Raw genomic sequence first — 18,303 nt, forward strand, 5'->3', positions numbered from 1 at the left:
AAGTTAAAATCTAAGTGAAACAATACATCCGAATGTTTTAAAAGACGGAAGGTTGAAAAAATCCAGTCCTCTTCCGTTGTCCATATCATAAAAATTCTGATTAGGATCTACGCCTTTACTGGCTTGCCAAAGCATTATATTATTCACATAAAAAGTGAGTCTTAGATTCTGTTTTCTATTGTTAATCGGAAAATCTGAAGACAATGAAATATTGTTGATTCTTATATAATCAGCCTTTTGAACATAGTTTTCCGCCACACCAAGATAACCATACCTTGACCATCTGTTTTCCTGAACATTGCGATTGGGATCATAAAAATCTACAGGAATCTGATTAACCGTTCCATTCGCCTGCACACCTTCGAAAACATAGTTTTTAATACTTCTTTCTTCGCCAGAGTTCTCAGAACGTCCATAATAATCAAGAACTGCCTGTGTCCCGTTCCAGAGCTGGCCGCCTTTTTTCCATTCCCAATTGATATCCAGAGAAAAGTTTTTATAAACAAAATTGTGATTGAACTTCATTACAAAATCCGGTGTAGGATCTGCAATTATTTTCATCCCGTCTGCCTTTTTGGGGAATCCAAACTCATCAATAATCAATTGTCCGGCAGCATTCCTTTCAAAATAACTTCCCATCACAGCACCCAAAACCTGTCCTTCCGACAATGTTTTGTAAATATCTTTGAACCCTGAAACTGCCAGATTCTGATATCCGGAAGCTATCCTGTCTACGATATCTTTATACTTGAAAAAGGAGACTTTGTGGGTTGTATTTACATCATATCCAAGACGTAACCCTTCATAGGTAAAATTGAATTCATACCCACTGTAAGTATGATCGGCAATGTTTTTTAGTTTTAACTGATTGTTTTCAAAAACAGGAAATATATCGTCTGTATTCTTTTTATTGAAATACTCTCCATCTACGCTTATGTTATAGCCAAGGTTGAGTTTCGCTCCTATTTTCCATTCTTTAGTATTGATATTGGATAACCCTCTGAAATTTTCCACTTCCTGTACCGGAAAATATTGATTATAGTTTTCTGCGTTCAATAATGTTGTGGCATATGACGCATATGACCTTGTAATATCCGGTTCGGAGCTTAATTGGGTATAACTTCCAAGCAGCTTAAAATTGTAATTATTCCAAAAGATATCTTTAAATTTTACATAGAAATTAGTTCTTGGCAGCCAGTAGCTGTTTTTAAGGGAGGTATTGGAAATGTAAAATGAATTTCCAAGGTTAAAACCTGCTTCAAAGTCATAATCCTGGATGTCCATATTATAATTAAAAATGTGATCCTGTGAAGTTCTCTGGTAGAGATACTTTTGATTAACAAGGCTATTATAAACATCTGATTTCCTATCGTTTAAAATAAAATTCAGGCTGAATATATTTCTAAAATTATAATCTCCCAATGTATAAGTTCCCAATACATTAGAGTGGTACAGGCTGTTATTTTGAATCCTTTCATTAAAAATTCCGCTGCTGAAGCCATACGTAGAAGGTTTATACTGATCCCAGTTCCCAATATTGTCATTTTCATAAGATTGATTGAGATTCAATCTAAAATCTCCCCATGCTTTAACAAGATTAAGACTAAACTGTCTTTGTCTGTTCTGATATCGGTATTTGCTGTCCAGTTCAAAAAGAAATGAAGGGTTGTCTGCATATTTACTGTAACTTCTCTGTAAACCATTATTTAGGAAAGCATTCTGTTCATTCGAAAAAGAAATAGGAGTTAGCAATGAATTCTGATAGGCTCTGTTGAACAGTCCTATTCTGTTGGTATTTGTAGCTTTATCTTCTTGGTAATTAAAAATAAGATTGATAAAATATCCGCCAAAATTTGTATTCAGCTTTGTTTTAAAGGTATTGGCAATATCAAACTGATCGATGAAATAGGTCTGGTTCTTTTGCTGCCCCAAATTAAAAGAAAGACGAATTTTTTCATCACTTCCTTCTTTTATAAAAGCACTTACATTCAGCTGATTATTATAACCAACAGTTGTTTTAAAAAGATTGTTATTATATTTTTGGGCACGCTGAAGTCCGCCGATCCAGGGTGTTAATTTTCCATTCAGATCGTATTCATAAGGCAATCCATTAAATCCCAACGTAGAAATATCAGGGCCGAAACTGTACATTTCATTGGTTTCAGGGCCTTTCCAGATAAGATTTCCATTTTCAGATCTTCCCTGTACATACCTATTTTGAGTTCCGGGAATGGCATTCCTGCTTTTAATATCAACAGAAGTGGTAAAGTTCCCATTCAACACGAATGTTCTCTGACTGAGGTTTTTTAAAACATAAATACTATCATTTTTTTGCCTTAATTTTCTTATTTCACTAAAATAAGGATAGGAATTTTTACTTAAATATGTCTTCGCCTTTTCAATACTGAATTCATCTTTAACTTCTTTTGAAACCAGACTGTCATAATCTTTACTGTAGATATTGTCTACACTTTTCTTTGCCGTCTGATTTTCCAGAATTGATTTTAATTCCCTGAGCTCGTACGAAGCAATAACATGGGTATTCTTCCCTTGATTCCACACCAGTGTATCATACGGTTGGGCTGCAATGATAGCAAATCCTTTCTCATCAGTAAGTTCATAGACCCCACTGTTTTTATTATGAATTTTTAAAAAATTCTGTGCCTTATTTTTAGATGTTAAAAATTTTCCGGAATAATATAATTGTGAATTCTGTGCCTGTAAAATGGTAATGGTAAATGGCAATAACAGCAAATAATTCTTTTTCATCAGTTATTAGTATGCTTAAAAATAGCAAAAAAGAAATTTCCGGGGAAATTTCTTTTTTCATGACAGTTAATTTTTAATGACCTTAAACGTTTCCCATTGGTCATTGGTATGAATACGTACAAGATAAATTCCTTGGGGATAATAAGTTAAATCAATCGTGTTTTTACCTTCTGGCAATTTTTCTTTTCTCATAATAATTTTCCCTGCAAGATCATAGAGAAATAATTCATCAATTTCTTTTGTCGTCTTTATCTGTAGCAAACCTTTTGTAGGATTTGGAAATATAACAGTTTTACTATCCGTCTGACTGTCAATTTCTGTCTGCATTTTTTTATTAATATTATCATTTGAAATTCCTGTGCTGCATTCTGGCAAAACGGCTCTTTGAAGGATTAATCTTAATAATAAATCATTCAGTTTTTCAACCTCATAAGAATCTATGGTGGGTTTTATATGGCTGTTCCCTATTCCACTGTCATCTGTAAGGAATGTATATGTGCCATTTGTAAGTAATGCAAATGTCCGCATAAGGTATTCCGTTTGTTTATCTGTATCACTGGCAGCCAGTGGAATAATTGTAATACCTTTTTTTGCTGCAGCTTTTATTTTACTATAAAGTTCCTTTATATTCTGTTCTGAATGGTGTGGCGGCGCGTCCAGAATTAAAAACATAATTTTGGTTGAATTTTCATTACTCCATTTCAACTCGTCAACAGAAACTTTCAAAGCTTCCACAACAGCTTCAGGGGTATCTCCACCACCTCCGGCATTCTGTTTTTTTATAAATCCAACGAGATCTTCTGCTTTATCTGAAAAATCAAATTTCCGGGTTACATATTCATCCCCTTGGTCTCTGTAGAAAACAGAACCATATCTTACTGTAGTATTCTTAAGTTTTCCTTCGATCTTTTTTAACACATCCAAAAGCTCAGATTGAAGATAAGAAATTTCATCACCCATAGAGCCTGTTGCATCCACCACAAAAGCAAGATCCAGTACACGTTTTTGCAGACATTGCTTATCTACTATTATCAGGTTTTGTCCATTTTTAAATGTTCTGAGGTTACTACTGATTACCTGTCCTGAACCATCAGATAAATAATATTTCCCTGAGTCTGTGCTTTCATCCGTCATTTGTGATATCCATAGTTCTACATTGCCCAGGTTATCTGAAACGGCTTCCCAAATAACATTTTTCTTATCATCCAACAATTTTACTTTTTCACCTACCACTGGTTTTTTATCCCGGTTTACCAATTGAACAGAAACCCTGTTATCAGGAAAAAACTTCCAGGTATTTTTATATTGATCAAGGGTTGGAACTGCAATATCTGTCCAATACTCCCATTTAGAAAAATCATTTACTTCTCCGGCTGTCAGCTGACCTGCTTTAGGAAGTATCTTTTCCGGTTCTTCATCTTCTTTTGAGGGTTCTTTTATACTATCTGACGATATTTTTTTTAAGTTTTCTATTTCAGCTCTGGACAGTCCTTTTGTTGTGATCACAACCACGCCATTAGTTGCTTTACTTCCATATAAGGCTGTAGCTTCTGCATCTTTTATGACTTTTACTTCTTTAATCTTTTTAGGATCAAGTGTATTAAAAAAATCAGATTTTCTGCCTATTATAACTCCGTCAACTACATATAAAGGACTCACTGAATGACCGTCTATACTCTTAGCTCCTCTAATCAGTATTTCACCAGGTCGTTTAGTCCCAGTTACTACTTCTAACCCAGCAACACTTCCTGACAATGAAGATACTGCAGCCGGAGGACGCACAGAAGATTTATCTGTAGAAGCAATCATAACCGTTGAAGATGCAGCAACGGATTTATAACTCTTTTTAATCCCTAATGCAGTGACAACAACTTCATCAATACTTTGTGTTTTTAAAGTATCACTATATACTTTCGGTAAAGAGGAAACTATTCTATCGGGAGCTGCCACTGGCGGTAGATTGCAGGTAGGTGGAGACTTGTATACATCTATTCCTACAATAGATGAAGGTTGATTTGGTAAAGGAAGAGGTACAGATCCAGGCAATTCTTCTTTTCTGATATTCTCTTTTATGGTACGGTCTATTTTTGCAATATCCGTTTTGCTAATAGGTCCTCTTGACGTTGTATTCTCTGCTATTATTGGTTTTAAAGGTTCTGCAGTTTCTTTTTTATTCATAAAATAAAAAGCCCCTAGGCCAATCACCAGACTTGCAGCAATACCATACGGCAGCCAAAAAGGAATTATTCTCTTTTTATCTTCTTTTTTATCTAGTTTCTCTTCAACTTTTTCCCATACTTTTTCAAAACCAGGAAAAACTGTTGGTTCTTCTGAAAGCTTAGAAGCTTCATTGAATTGTTGGTCTATATGATTATTTTCCATTGTTGTAAAAGTTTAAATGTTTTGATTCACTAAAAGTTCCTGCAGCTTCTTTCTTGCAAAATTGAGCTGGGATTTTGAAGTTCCTTCACTGATGGAAAGCATGGCAGCTATTTCCTTATGAGGATATCCTTCAATAGCGAAAAGATTAAAGATTGCTCTGCAGCCTTCCGGGAGAAAGTTCAGTAAACTCAAAATATCTTTTTCCAGGGAAAGACTTTCTGTAGTTCCTTCAGAATGATCAATGAAGTTTTCTTCCAGGGAAATAAACAGCCCTTTACTGGTTCTTAATTTCTGCAGGCACTCGTTTACCGCAATTTTTCTAGCCCATGCTTCAAAGGTTTCAGCATTCTGAAGCTGGCTAATTTTCGTAAAGATTTTATAGAATGTATCGGCTAATACTTCTTCTATATCTTCATCGTTTTTCAAATAGCGTCTGCAGACTGAGTAGAGCCTGCCCGCCATTTTCTCGTAAACTTTCCGCTGGGCATTACGGTCGCTACGCTGGCATTCCAATAATAATTCTTGTTCCATAGTCAGGAGTTATACTATTATAGATGCAGAAACTTTTAAAAGGGTTGGAAACATGATCAACTTTTTTAGTAAAATGGAGAAAAAATAAATTTAAAAATCAGTTTTTTAGTATTTTTTTTAATTTCAAATTTAACTTTTCCCTGTGTAACAAATCTCTATTATCAACGACTATTAATATAAATAATCTTTTTATAGTAATGAAAAATGCCAAAATTGCATCATTACTTTTTGTTTTGTCTGCAGGAAGTATGATGTTTGCCCAAGATGACTTAATCAACAAGTTAAAAAACAACCAATCACAAAATGCTAATTTTCAGTTCACAACGTTAAAAGACGTTGGAGCAACTTCTGTAAAGAACCAGGGTTCATCAGGAACTTGCTGGAGCTACTCAGGAAACTCTTTCCTTGAATCTGAAATGCAGAGAATGGGCAAAAAACCTGTAGATATTGCCGAAATCTTTACAGCAAGAAACTCTTACCACGATAAAGCAAAATTATACGTTTTGAATAATGGTGCTATCAGCTGGGGTGACGGAGGAGAACTTCACGATGTAATCAATATGTACAAAAAGTACGGTGCGGTTCCTCAGGATGTTTATACTGGGTTAAAATCCGGACAGACTACAAACAACTTCAAGGAAATGCAGGGGAAACTAAAGCCAGTTCTTGACAGTCTTGTTCAGGCTTCTTCGAAAGGAAAACTGACAGATAACTGGATGGATTCTGTAGATGCTATTCTTGATGAATATTTAGGAAAAGTACCTGCTAACTTCACCTATGAAGGGAAAAATTACACTCCGAAAACATTTGCTAAGGAAGTAGTAGGAATCAATCCTGAAGATTATGTAGAATTATCTTCTTATAAAGATTATGCTTATTATGAGAAATTTGTAGTTCCGATTCCTGATAACTGGAGCCACGATTCTGACTGGAATGTCCCGATGAAAGATCTTACTGCAATCATTGACAATGCTGTAACTAAAGGATATTCTGTAGGTTGGGCAACTGACGTTTCTGAGCCTTATTTTTCTTATAAAAACGGGGTAGCTTACGTTCCGGATATGGAGCTTGATCAGATTACTGCAGAAAACAAGCAGACTTTGTTTACAGAGCCTAAAAAAGATAAAACCATCACTGAAGACATGCGTCAGAAAGCATTGAACAACCTTTCTACAACGGATGATCACGGTATGCATATTGTAGGTTTGGCAAAGGACCAAACTGGTAAAGAATATTATATGGTGAAAAACTCATGGGGAGTAACCAATGATTTTGCCGGATATCTTTATGTAACAAGACCTTATGTTGAATACAAATCAACAGCAATTCTTGTTCACAAAAATGCCATCCCGAAAAGCATCTTAAAGCAATTAAAACCAACTAAAAATATTGGTTTATAAGATAAAGAAATCATTTCTGCCGGTTTAATGGCAGTTTTAGATATTTAAATCTGTTAAAACCCGCTTCCGGAAATTCTGTAAGCGGGTTTATTTTTAGAATATGCAATTTGAAAGAATATATTTCCCATTTTGGTGCAAAGTATTGTTTGATTCACAAAAAATATTATATTTGTATGAATCAACAAACTAATTAACATGAAAAATCTAAAGAAATTAACAAAATCAACATTAAAGAACATCATCGGAGGAAATGCTCCACAATGCGAAGGCGATACTGTTGCATGCCGACATAAAGCTGAAAATGGAGTTCCTGCCTATTGGTCATGTGAACCTGCTGCAACAGGATGCAGATTCTTATAAAAAGGAATTCAAAGCTTTTAGAAATTGTTTATAAAAAGCCAATAAAAACCCGATTTCAGAATGTCTGAAATCGGGTTCTTTAATAAATAGGTGAAAATTAAATATAAAATAAAGTGAATTATGCTGATTTAATATCTGGTTGCATCGTCAATTTTACTTCGCAGTGATTAAATTATGCTGTAAAAAAATTAACTACGAAGCGAATTTCGATTCATTATTGATATTAAAATAAAACGCCCATACTTTCTGCCGAAAAGTCAAGAAGGCTTTCAGTATTCCCTTCTTTGATCTTCTGTACCCACTGGTGGTCCTGTAAGATAGCTCTTCCTACTGCAACAAGATCAAATTCTTCATTGTCAAGTCTTCTGATCAGTTCCGTAAGATCAGTTTTTTCTGTTCCCTGTCCTGCAAAAGCATTCAGGAAATCTCCGTTTAAGCCTACAGAACCTACTGTAATGGTTGGCTGTCCGGTAATTTTTTTAGCCCATCCTGCAAAGTTTATGTCAGAACCTTCAAATTCCGGTTCCCAGAAACGACGTTGTGAACAGTGGAAAATATCTACTCCAGCTTCTTTTAATGGCAATAACCATTCTTCCATTTCATTTGGAGTGAATGCCAGTCTGGTTTTATAATCCTGCTGTTTCCATTGTGAAAGACGGATAATGATAGTGAAATCCTCTCCTACTGCTGCTCTGATCGCTTTTACTACTTCTACAGCAAATCTGCTTCTTTCTTTTAGTGTTTTACCTCCGTATTCGTCAGTTCTTGTATTGGTTACTTCCCAGAAAAACTGATCGATAAGATATCCGTGAGCGCCATGAATTTCAATACAGTCGAAACCAAGATCTTTCGCTGATTTTGCAGAGGCTGCAAACTGTGCAATAGTATCCTGAATATCTTCAATCGTCATCGTGGAAGCCTTTTCCATTGGAACCAACGGATAGTCTTCAGACATTCTTGTATCTCCTACATGCCAGATCTGAGGACCCATTTTACCACCATTCTGATGAACGGTATCAATGACGTTTTTCCATCCGTTTAAAGCTTCAGTTCCATAAAAATCAGGAATGTTCTGCATATTTTTTGATCCCGGTCTGTTGATCACAGTTCCTTCAGAAAGAATCAATCCTACTTCTGAAGCAGCTCTTCTTCCATAATAATCTGCGATATTCTGTGTAGGTACTCCATTATCAGATTGCGCTCTGGTCATTGGAGCCATTACAATTCTATTTTTAAGCTGTAAATTCTTGTATTGAAACGGTTTAAATAATGATGATGTGCTCATATTTAAATTTATATTTTATAATTGTTACACAAAGTAACTAATAATAGTTTATTTTTGTATCTTTCATTAAAAAAATAGTGGTAACTTCGCAGTAACTTACATTAGTAACATCAAAGTAACTTATGAAACCTAGGTTCCGTACCCTTATTTAAAATAAATTTCTCCTTATGAAAAAGAATGAATTAATGCAATACAGTTGTCCTCTGGGCAAGGCAATGGCCGCTTTGGGAAGCAAATGGAAGCCTATTATTGTTCTTGTTATTAAAGACAGGAAATTACGTTTCGGGGAACTGGCAGTACGCATTAATGTCATTTCCAGAAAGGTATTGACTGATCAACTGAGGGAAATGGAAGCTGATGGACTGGTTGTCCGTGAAGAGTTTAAAGAACTTCCTCCAAGAGTAGAATATTCTCTTACAGAAAAGGGATTGGCTTTATTACCGATTTTATATTTACTGGAAGAATGGGAAGCTAAATATCAGGTGAAAGGACAATACAATGAAGATTGTAGTCTGGTAGATAAAAAAACGAAAAAGGCTGTCAATGTTTAATGGCTTTTTTATTTTAAAATAAAATATCATATAAAGTTACTTTCCAAAAGGTAAGTATAGAACGAAAAAGTAAGTATATAGGTTCAAAACCATTTCTGTTGCAAATTTGCAGAAAAATATTCATTATGAATTACAAAGAAATTGCAAAAGAAACTATTGGAAATCTGTATAGAGCTCACCACAGCATTAGAAAATCCGGTATTGATGAAAAATTGATAGCCCTTGTGGAGCTGCGCGTCTCTCAAATCAATGGATGTGCGTATTGCTGCAGCTATCATGCTAAAGAATTATCTGATTTTGGCTTTGAGCAGGATATCATCAACAGACTTCCGGGCTGGAAACATACCAATGTCTTTAATGATCAGCAAAAGCTGGCTTTAAGCTGGGCTGAAGCAGTAACAGGTGGAAATGATCATTGGAATAAAATCAAAGAACAACTTAAGCTCTATTTTAGCGAACGGGAAATTGTAGAACTCACGGCAAGTATTACCTTAATGAATACTTTGAATAAGCTGAGAATTACTTTGGCGGAAGAAGATTAAAAAACATCGGGCTTTCAGAAATCTGAAAGCCCGATGTTTTTATTGTAATCCCAATTAGAATATCGCTGGATATTTCTGAGGATTTGTTTCATTAAACATTGCGTAGATCTTTTCTACCATATCGTCTGTGGACGGCTTACTGAAGTAGTCACCATCACTTGCGTAAGCAGGTCTGTGATCATTGGCAGAGATTGTCAACGGATCTGAATCCAGATATCTGAATGCTTTCTGTTTTTCAAGGATCTGCTGTAAGATGAATCCAGTAGTTCCACCTTCCACATCTTCGTCAATTACGACTAATCTGTTGGTTTTCTTAACACTTTCAGCAATTTCATGAGATAAATCGAAAGGAATCAATGATTGGATATCAATCACTTCTGCAGAAATTCCTAATTTTTCCAATTCGTTAGCTGCTTCCGTTACAATTCTCCATGTAGAACCGTACGTTACCAAAGTAACATCTTTTCCTTCTTTAGTTACTTCAATTTTCCCTACAGGAACAGTGAATTCTCCTAAGTTATCCGGTTGTTTCTCTTTTAATCTGTATCCGTTCAGACATTCTACGATGATTGCAGGTTCGTCCGTCTGAAGCATTGTGTTGTAGAATCCTGCTGCTTTTGTAAGGTTTCTAGGCACCAATACTAAAATCCCTTTTGAAAGGTTCAGAATACCTGCCATTGGAGAACCTGAGTGCCAGATTCCTTCTAATCTGTGGCCTCTTGTTCTGATGATCAATGGAGCTTTTTGGCCTCCCTTGGTTCTGTAATGTACTGTTGCCAGATCATCACTCATTCCCTGTAAACAGTAAAGAACATAGTCTAAGTATTGGATTTCAGCGATTGGTCTCAAACCTCTCATTGCCATACCAATTCCCTGTCCAAGGATCGTTGCTTCACGGATTCCTGTATCAGCGATACGTAAAGCACCGTATTTTTCCTGCATTCCTTCCAATCCCTGGTTTACGTCACCGATATTTCCGGTATCTTCTCCAAAGATTAGGGTTTCAGGATATTTTTCAAAAATTTTGTCAAAATTGTTTCTGATCACTACTCTTCCGTCTACATCTTCTGAACTGTCAGAATAAACAGGCTTGATTTCCTGAATATTTTCAGCTTTCCATTCAGACTGAGAGTATAAGTGAGAAGAATAATTGTCTTTTTCAACAGCAGCCACTTCATTGTATTTCTGCATTAGTTGAGTTCTTTCTGCTGAGTTTGTACCTCTTGTAGCCAGTAAAGCTTTTCTTACCAAATGGAAGATATCTTTCTTAGCTTTTGAAACCAATTTGTTGAAGTTAGCAATATACGTTTCCACTTCAGCATTCTGACCTTTAAGATTTTCTACTAAAGGTAAAATAGACTGAATAAGTTCTGAAATAGCTTTTTGATAGTTTTCCCAAGCCGTTTTCTGTCCTGCTTTTGCAATCTTTTTGGCTTCATCATCTATTGCTTCCAGCTCTTCAGTAGTAGCAATGACTTCTTCTTTTCCTTCAATTTCAATAGAATAGTTCAGAATCCACTCTTTGAATTTTGCAAGTCCGTCATACTCGGCTTCCCAAGCCAGACGCTCTTCGTTTTTATATCTTTCATGAGATCCGGATGTAGAGTGTCCCTGAGGCTGGGTAACGTCAATCACATGCACTACTACCGGTACACTTTCTGTTCTTGCAAAATGTTCTGCCTTAGCATATGCATCTAATAATGCAGGATAATCCCAAGCTTTCACCTGGATAATCTCACACCCCTGATTTTCGCCTTCTTTTCTCTGGAAACCGCTCAGCATTTCACTGATGTCCCCTTTTGCTCTCTGGTTTTTAGTAGGAACCGAAATTCCGTATCCGTCATCCCAGATAGAAACAATCATAGGAACCTGAAGAGCACAAGCTGCATTCAGAGTCTCCCAGAAGTGTCCTTCTGCTGTAGAAGCATCCCCAATGGTTCCGAAAGCAATTTCGTTACCTTCTCTTGAGAATTTTTCTGACCCGTCAAATTTTACACTTTTATAGATTGTAGAAGCCTGAGCCAGTCCTAATAATCTTGGCATCTGTCCGGCTGTAGGAGAAATATCGGAAGAAATATTTTTCTGAGCTGTCAAATCTTTCCAGCTTCCGTCTTCATTTAAACTTCTTGTTGCGAAATGCCCGTTCATCTGTCTTCCAGCTGAAGCAGGCTCTCTTTCCACACTTGTATCTGCATACATCTGTGCAAAGAAACTTTCTACTGATAAGGCATCTATTGCCAATGCAAAAGTCTGATCCCTGTAATATCCTGAACGGAAGTCTCCATTTCTGAAAACTTTCGCCATTGCAAGCTGAGGAAGTTCTTTTCCATCCCCAAAAATTCCGAATTTAGCTTTTCCAGTGAGTACTTCTCTCCTTCCGAGATAAGACATTTCACGAGAAATCCTTCCTAACCTGTAGTCTTCAAGTATTTGATTTTTAAAATCTTGAAAGGATATTTGCTGTGTTTCAATATAGGTTGTTTGCATAGCTAAGTAAAAAAGTTTTTTAATCTTCAAGTATTTTGCTAATATACACTTTTTAAATTAATTTTAATTTTTAATAATCTTTTTTAAAAATTTGATAATAAAAAAAATTGTGCTTTATTTTGATAAAAATTGTAAATGATGGAAAAAAAGTCACCTCACATTTTGAACGCTTCGAGCAATCTTTTAGGATTTTCCTTGATTATTATTACCTCATTGAAAATTTCTAAGATCAGTCAGAGTACGTATTTGGACGAATTTGCCGGATTTGCCTGTATTCTTTTCGCATGCAGCTGTTTCTTTTCTTTTCTGGCCATCAGAACTAAAATTGAAAAGCGCGAATCCACCTTTGAGGGTATTGCGGATTATTTATTTTTAATCGCTTTATTTTGTATAGTCCTAGCAGTTATTATTGTAACCCTGAAAATTATTTAACTTAAAATTTTCGCTCAATTACATAATCCATGGTAATACATAATGATTTTCCGACATCGTAATCCGGGAATCTTATCATGTTAATTCCATATCCTTATATATGTATTCTCTGAACTTTTATAATTCTGTTCAGATTTATTTTTATTTTTGAACTGGTTCAATATAAAAGAGAAAGTGTTCTGCATACGTTTTCAGTTTCCCGAAAACATATACAAAACACTTTATAGTTTTAATTGTACTGTAAAGATCGAATTATATCTTCTGAACAGTTACATTGGTAACATTTCCACTTCCCGTAGATCCTGTTTCTGTTGCAATAATTGTAGCATTTTGATTGGGAGCTGCTGTAAAACGTATCTGATACCCCGCTGTGGGAGCAACAACTACGGTTGTATAGTTCATCAGCTCACCTACCGTTCCTGAAGCTGCAACCGCATTATAATGGCTTCCTCTTCCCAGATAATTCGCATCCGGTACAGGTCTAATACCAATGAGCAGCTGAGTATCTGCAGGCATATTGGTAAAACTTGCCTGTAACGTTACCAGATAATTCCCGGGCTGATTAAATGTCATTACGCCAGTTCCGGTATTATAAGAAAAGAAAGGAGAAGTTGCTATCGGTGTAGCGAATAATAAAGTAGTAATTGTTGAAGAACTGATGTTCTGATTAGCAGCTAAACGTGCATGAAACAATGAATAAGCAGTAAAATCCATAGTCTTCAGTACTCCAGTAGCATCAGCCACAACAATTCTGTCAGTTCCTCCAATACCTACATTCGAATTAATATTACGGATACGGGCATTTCCGGACGCTACGTCTAACTTTTCAGTTGGAGAAGTTGTCCCTATCCCTACTTTAGCAGTTGAAGTCACACTAAAATCATTATCCTGTTGAGCTGCAGAAGGAATTCCTGTAGCAGGATTATCTTTGGAACCGTCAATATGAAAACTTGCCTGGGGATTTTGAGTACCTATACCCACTTGTGCGTACGTAAGAAAGCTTGAACTGATAGCACATGCTATCATCATTATTTGCATTTTTTTCATTATTTGTTGTTTTTTTATGACCACAAATATATAAAAACAACACTGGAAATCAATGGATTATAAACTTAAATTTTTATTAAATTATTTAACATATTAGTTTACAAGTACTTAAAAAAGCGATTTTTTTATCCCAATAATTTGAATTATTATAGGTATATTGTTTTTTATGCTCCTTAAATTTTCATCATTAAATGAAGCATATCAGGTGATAGTAAAAACATTTGAGCATGAAAGAAAGATAATTAAAATTTTCGTTCAATTACATAATCGAGCATAATATGTAACGATTTTCTTGCTTCAGAATCCGGAAACTCGTTCAGAATATTTTTCGCTTTCTGCAGGAAGTCTTTCATCACTGTAATGGAATATTCCAGCCCACCAGAGCTTTTAACAAATTCTATAAGCTCTTTTACGCGTTTGGGATTATTATTATAACGTTTTATAGTTTCGAAATAATATTTTCTGTCTTTTTCGCTGGCAGTCTTCAGGGTATGAATCAAAGGCAGAGTCATTTTCTGTTCCTTAATATCAATTCCTACAGGCTTACCGATCACGTTTGAACTTAAATAATCGAAAAGGTCGTCTTTGATCTGGAATGCCATTCCTGTAAAGGTTCCGAAATCCATCATCTTCTTGGCAAGGGCTTCGTCTGCATTATTGGAAAGAACTCCTATTTCACAACACGCAGCAATCAGAGTCGCCGTTTTCTGGCGGATAATTTCATAATAAACATCTTCAGTAATATCAAGCTTTCTGGCTTTTTCGAGCTGAAGAAGCTCTCCTTCGGACATTTCACGGATTGTTCTGGAAATTACTCCAAGCAGGTCATAATCTTTATGGTCTGTAGAAAGTAAAACAGATTTTGACAAAAGATAATCCCCTACCAAAACCGCAATTTTATTCTTCCACAAAGCATTGATTGAAAAGAAATTACGACGTTTAAAACTTTCATCTACCACATCATCATGCACCAGAGTAGCAGTATGGATCAGCTCGATCATGGAAGCACCACGATACGTTTTTTCCGTCACCTCCCCTACCAGTTTAGCACAAAGAAATACAAACATAGGACGCATCTGCTTACCTTTTGTGGTAACAATAAAACGGGTTACTTTATCTAATAAAGCTACTTTACTTTGCATTGATTCATAAAACTTCTGTTCAAAAAGTTTCATTTCATCATTGATCGGTCGTTTAATCTCTTCTACTGTATTTGCCACAATCTGCGAATGCTGGGTGAATAATTATTAATTCTCACAAAGATAATTTTTTTCGCTCAATTTTAAGATAAAATTAATCTTTCAGTTCATCTTTCGGGATAAAATAAAATGAGGGTTTTGTAGTTCCTAGTGGAGACCTGAACTTTTCACCGGAGATATAAATTCCGGTTTCGTCTACACTTATACCTTCAATCTGTGATAATGAAAGAGCGGTTCCCAGGTAATAATGTTTAGGTTTTTGTTTAAAAAATATTCCGGGCTCAGTTTCTGTAAAAACATCTAAAAAAACTTCTGTTTTCTTGGTATATCCTATCAAATAAAGTTTTTTATCAAAGTAAGAAGCATCCGTTACCACAAAACCTGTTTTATAGGTTTCTGTTTTTTCTGCCTTTTGCAGTTCTGAAATTTCAGGATCTACGATATAATGGGAGGTTGCTTTTGATGCCCATTCTTTGGTAAATATATGCAGCTTTCCATTTAAATAAATCATGGCTTCTGCATCGAAGTCATTCTTTGTATTTTTAGAAATGAATTCAGTCTGCTCGGGATAATAAAAAAGAATTTTTGTCCCATCTAAAGCTCTTTCTGAACCAGGAATCTTAGTTACATTAGACATATCAAGACGTCCATAAGGAACTTTGTAAATCATGAGATCCTTTCTTGTTCCGGCATTGTTTCCAAAATCTCCGATATAAAAATTTTCGCCATCATTGGTCAAAGCTTCCCAATCTGTATTGATTAAATTGGTTTTCAGTATTCTGATAATTTCCCCATTCTTTTTATCAATTTCAAAAAGCTCAGCCGGGTTTCCGCTATCATTGAATGTATACAGTTTTCCGTTTAAAATATTCAGCCCTGAAGTTTCTTCAATTTTATCATTCAGATAATTAACTCTGTATTTTTTTATTTTCAGAAAGTCGGCCTGCTGTGAAAATGCAGATTGAACGGCGATAAGAGAAACAATCAGAAGGAATTTTTTCATAATACAAAAATAGGGTTTTATAATGAGTTGGGCGAGTTTGAGGGTGAGAGCTTTTATTTATAAATTACCTGGATCTATTACCTTTTTACTTTCAACTTCTGCCATTCATTCATCTTCTTATAACAGAAAAACGAGCTAAAATAGCCCGCTTTTCCTTAGATTTCTATTGATTTTAAATCAGAAGTTAAGCAGTTTTCTGCTGTTTCTGATTTTGCTGTTGTTCTTTCTTTTTCGCTTGTTTCGCAAAATACTCTTTCTGGTATTGTCTTACCGTTTTTCCGGTTCCGTCATGTCTCCATCCAGGTGAATTGAAAATATAATTGATCCTGTCTGTGAATTTTAATCCTGGTTGCTTCAGATCTTTCCAGATTTTTCTCCATTCATAAAAAAGAACAGTATCTGGCCTGTTATCCGGCATTTTAGGATAAATTCCGTATTTAACAGGAATATTGGGATCTTCTTTCTGAAAGGTTCCGAATATTTTATCCCAGATAATAAGACACATTCCCATATTTTTATCAAGATATTTCACATTACATGCATGATGTACACGGTGATGAGAAGGAGTTACCAGAATATATTCCAAAAATCCCATACTTTTCACTGTCTGAGTATGCACCCATGTTCCATACACCTGCCCGATCGCATATGCCACCATAATATGCCAGGGGTTGAATCCTAAAAATGCAAGCGGTGAAAAATACAAGTATCGGTAAAGCGGCTGTAATACAGGGCTTCTGAAACCTGTTGTAAGGTTAAAATATTCCGAACTGTGGTGTGTGATATGAACTGCCCAGAATGCTCTGGAACGGTGGTCTACATAATGCAGTACATAATAGGCAAAATCTGTGATGATAAAACAAGCCAGCAGATACCATACACTCAAATCCCATGAAAAAAGCCTGTGATTGTAAAAGAAAAACATTACGCCCATGGCAAATGCCTTCATGATAAGGTCAAGACCAAAGTTCATCAATGCCAGATAAACGTTAGTAGCAAGATCTTTTCCACTATATAGCTTAGCTTCTGAAACGTGGCTGTAAATCATTTCAGCTAAAATAACAGTGGCATGCAATGGAATAGACCATGCATACACATTTTCCAGCCCGTCCTCGCTCATCAGAAAATCCATCATCACAAAATAATTTGTGCAAAGGTAGGGTTTTAACCTATGTTTTAAGAAACCGTTAGTTTTTTTTTAAGGAAATTTTAATCTGTTGCTTTGTTCGCTAATTGCCCGCAGGCAGCATCAATATCACCTCCACGGCTTCTTCTGACCATTACAGTAATGCCTGCATTTTCAAGCTGACGAATATAGTTTTCTTCCGCCTGTTTGTTGCATTGGTCATATTTACCATCTCCGATAGGATTGTATTGAATAAGGTTTACTTTTGAAGGAACCTGTTTGCAGTATTTTATTAAAGCTTTGATATCTTCATCTCCGTCATTAATTCCTTTCCATACGCAGTATTCAAAAGTAATGACAGAACCTGTTTTTTGGTACCAGTACTGAAGAGACTCCATAATATCCGTCAACGGGAATTTATCAGAAAAAGGCATGATTTCATTACGCTTCGATTCGATTGCGGAATGAAGTGATAAAGCCAGCTTCACACGCAGTTCATCATCTGCAAGCATTTTGATCATCTTAGGAATACCGGATGTAGAAACGGTAATTCTTCTTGGAGACATCCCCAAACCTTCCGGCTGGGTAATTTTTTTGATGGCTTCCACTACATTTTTGTAATTCATCATCGGCTCTCCCATACCCATAAATACGATATTGGTAAGCGGTCTGTCGAAATACATTTTACTCTGGCTGTCAATCAGGGCTACCTGATCCACAATCTCAGCAACTTCAAGGTTTCTCATCCTTTTCAGTTTGGCTGTAGCGCAGAATTCGCAGTTCAATGAGCATCCTACCTGCGAAGATACACAGGCTGTTGTTCTTGTTTCTGTAGGAATAAGAACAGATTCCACCATCAGTCCGTCATGAAGTTTCACTCCGTTTTTGATGGTTCCGTCAGAGCTTTTTTGAAGAAGATCTACGGAAACAGGATTAATGGTATATTCTTCCGAAATTTTCTCACGAAGTGATTTGGAAAGATTCGTCATTTCGTCAATCGAATGGAGGTTTTTACTCCATAACCAGTCATAGACCTGTTTCGCACGAAACGGTTTTTCTCCTAAAGATACAAAGTAGTCTTTAAGCTGGTCTAGTGATAATATGCGGATATCTTTCATTGTAAGGTTGTAGATTATAGGTGACAGGTGGCGGATAACTACTACCTGCCACCTTTTACCTATTATCTTTT

The 18,303-nt window shown here is 35.8% G+C and carries 15 protein-coding genes; 5 read left to right on the forward strand and 10 right to left on the reverse strand.

Annotated elements, in window-relative coordinates; genetic code table 11:
- Positions 1-3: 3 nt before the first annotated feature.
- The 3 genes from LKL37_RS09555 to LKL37_RS09565 all read right to left on the reverse strand — a co-directional run bounded on the left by LKL37_RS09555 (position 4) and on the right by LKL37_RS09565 (position 5,682).
- Positions 4-2,769: a hypothetical protein gene (locus tag LKL37_RS09555; protein ID WP_431610322.1), complete on the reverse strand. Its 2,766-nt coding sequence runs from the start codon at positions 2,767-2,769 to the stop codon at positions 4-6.
- A gap of 66 nt (positions 2,770-2,835) precedes the next feature.
- Complete coding sequence (locus LKL37_RS09560) at positions 2,836-5,151, reverse strand: T9SS type A sorting domain-containing protein (protein ID WP_431610323.1); 2,316 nt, start codon at positions 5,149-5,151, stop codon at positions 2,836-2,838.
- A 12-nt stretch (positions 5,152-5,163) separates the two neighbouring features.
- Complete coding sequence (locus tag LKL37_RS09565) at positions 5,164-5,682, reverse strand: RNA polymerase sigma factor (protein ID WP_431610324.1); 519 nt, start codon at positions 5,680-5,682, stop codon at positions 5,164-5,166.
- A 197-nt stretch (positions 5,683-5,879) separates the two neighbouring features.
- Here LKL37_RS09565 and LKL37_RS09570 point away from each other — a divergent pair, with 197 nt between their 5' ends.
- Both LKL37_RS09570 and LKL37_RS09575 read left to right on the forward strand, forming a co-directional pair.
- Entirely contained in the window at positions 5,880-7,082 is a 1,203-nt protein-coding gene (locus tag LKL37_RS09570; protein WP_431610325.1) for an aminopeptidase C, read from the forward strand.
- A gap of 195 nt (positions 7,083-7,277) precedes the next feature.
- Positions 7,278-7,442 (forward strand): bacteriocin-like protein, encoded by a 165-nt coding sequence (locus tag LKL37_RS09575; RefSeq protein WP_157885757.1) that lies wholly within the window; start codon positions 7,278-7,280, stop codon positions 7,440-7,442.
- A 223-nt stretch (positions 7,443-7,665) separates the two neighbouring features.
- Here LKL37_RS09575 and LKL37_RS09580 read toward each other — a convergent pair whose 3' ends face one another.
- Entirely contained in the window at positions 7,666-8,727 is a 1,062-nt protein-coding gene (locus tag LKL37_RS09580; protein ID WP_431610326.1) for an NADH:flavin oxidoreductase, read from the reverse strand.
- 167 nt (positions 8,728-8,894) lie between these two features.
- Between LKL37_RS09580 and LKL37_RS09585 the strand changes: the two genes are divergently transcribed.
- Both LKL37_RS09585 and LKL37_RS09590 read left to right on the forward strand, forming a co-directional pair.
- Positions 8,895-9,278 (forward strand): winged helix-turn-helix transcriptional regulator, encoded by a 384-nt coding sequence (locus tag LKL37_RS09585; RefSeq protein ID WP_431610327.1) that lies wholly within the window; start codon positions 8,895-8,897, stop codon positions 9,276-9,278.
- Positions 9,279-9,403: 125 nt separating this feature from the next.
- Positions 9,404-9,820 (forward strand): carboxymuconolactone decarboxylase family protein, encoded by a 417-nt coding sequence (locus LKL37_RS09590; RefSeq protein WP_431610328.1) that lies wholly within the window; start codon positions 9,404-9,406, stop codon positions 9,818-9,820.
- Positions 9,821-9,874: 54 nt separating this feature from the next.
- On the opposite strand, the gene LKL37_RS09595 is transcribed toward LKL37_RS09590, so the two are convergent.
- The gene (locus tag LKL37_RS09595) at positions 9,875-12,307 is read right to left on the reverse strand and encodes an alpha-ketoacid dehydrogenase subunit alpha/beta (RefSeq protein ID WP_431610330.1); all 2,433 of its coding nucleotides are present in this window, start codon (positions 12,305-12,307) and stop codon (positions 9,875-9,877) included.
- 138 nt (positions 12,308-12,445) lie between these two features.
- On the opposite strand from LKL37_RS09595, the gene LKL37_RS09600 reads away from it, so the two are divergent.
- Entirely contained in the window at positions 12,446-12,739 is a 294-nt protein-coding gene (locus LKL37_RS09600) for a hypothetical protein (protein WP_047421833.1), read from the forward strand.
- A gap of 252 nt (positions 12,740-12,991) precedes the next feature.
- Here LKL37_RS09600 and LKL37_RS09605 read toward each other — a convergent pair whose 3' ends face one another.
- The 5 genes from LKL37_RS09605 to rlmN all read right to left on the reverse strand — a co-directional run bounded on the left by LKL37_RS09605 (position 12,992) and on the right by rlmN (position 18,232).
- On the reverse strand, positions 12,992-13,786 hold the full coding sequence (locus LKL37_RS09605) for a hypothetical protein (RefSeq protein ID WP_431610332.1): 795 nt from the start codon (positions 13,784-13,786) through the stop codon (positions 12,992-12,994).
- 242 nt (positions 13,787-14,028) lie between these two features.
- A complete protein-coding gene (locus LKL37_RS09610; protein ID WP_431610334.1) occupies positions 14,029-15,006 on the reverse strand; it encodes a polyprenyl synthetase family protein in 978 nt (325 codons plus the stop codon).
- Positions 15,007-15,079: 73 nt separating this feature from the next.
- Complete coding sequence (locus LKL37_RS09615) at positions 15,080-15,988, reverse strand: hypothetical protein (protein ID WP_431610335.1); 909 nt, start codon at positions 15,986-15,988, stop codon at positions 15,080-15,082.
- A 184-nt stretch (positions 15,989-16,172) separates the two neighbouring features.
- Complete coding sequence (locus LKL37_RS09620) at positions 16,173-17,123, reverse strand: sterol desaturase family protein (RefSeq protein WP_431610336.1); 951 nt, start codon at positions 17,121-17,123, stop codon at positions 16,173-16,175.
- 74 nt (positions 17,124-17,197) lie between these two features.
- On the reverse strand, positions 17,198-18,232 hold the full coding sequence (gene rlmN, locus LKL37_RS09625) for a 23S rRNA (adenine(2503)-C(2))-methyltransferase RlmN (RefSeq protein ID WP_431610337.1): 1,035 nt from the start codon (positions 18,230-18,232) through the stop codon (positions 17,198-17,200).
- Positions 18,233-18,303 lie beyond the last annotated feature (71 nt).

It is taken from the genome of Chryseobacterium sp. 'Rf worker isolate 10' (genome assembly GCF_050753305.1).
Taxonomy (GTDB): Bacteria; Bacteroidota; Bacteroidia; order Flavobacteriales; family Weeksellaceae; genus Chryseobacterium.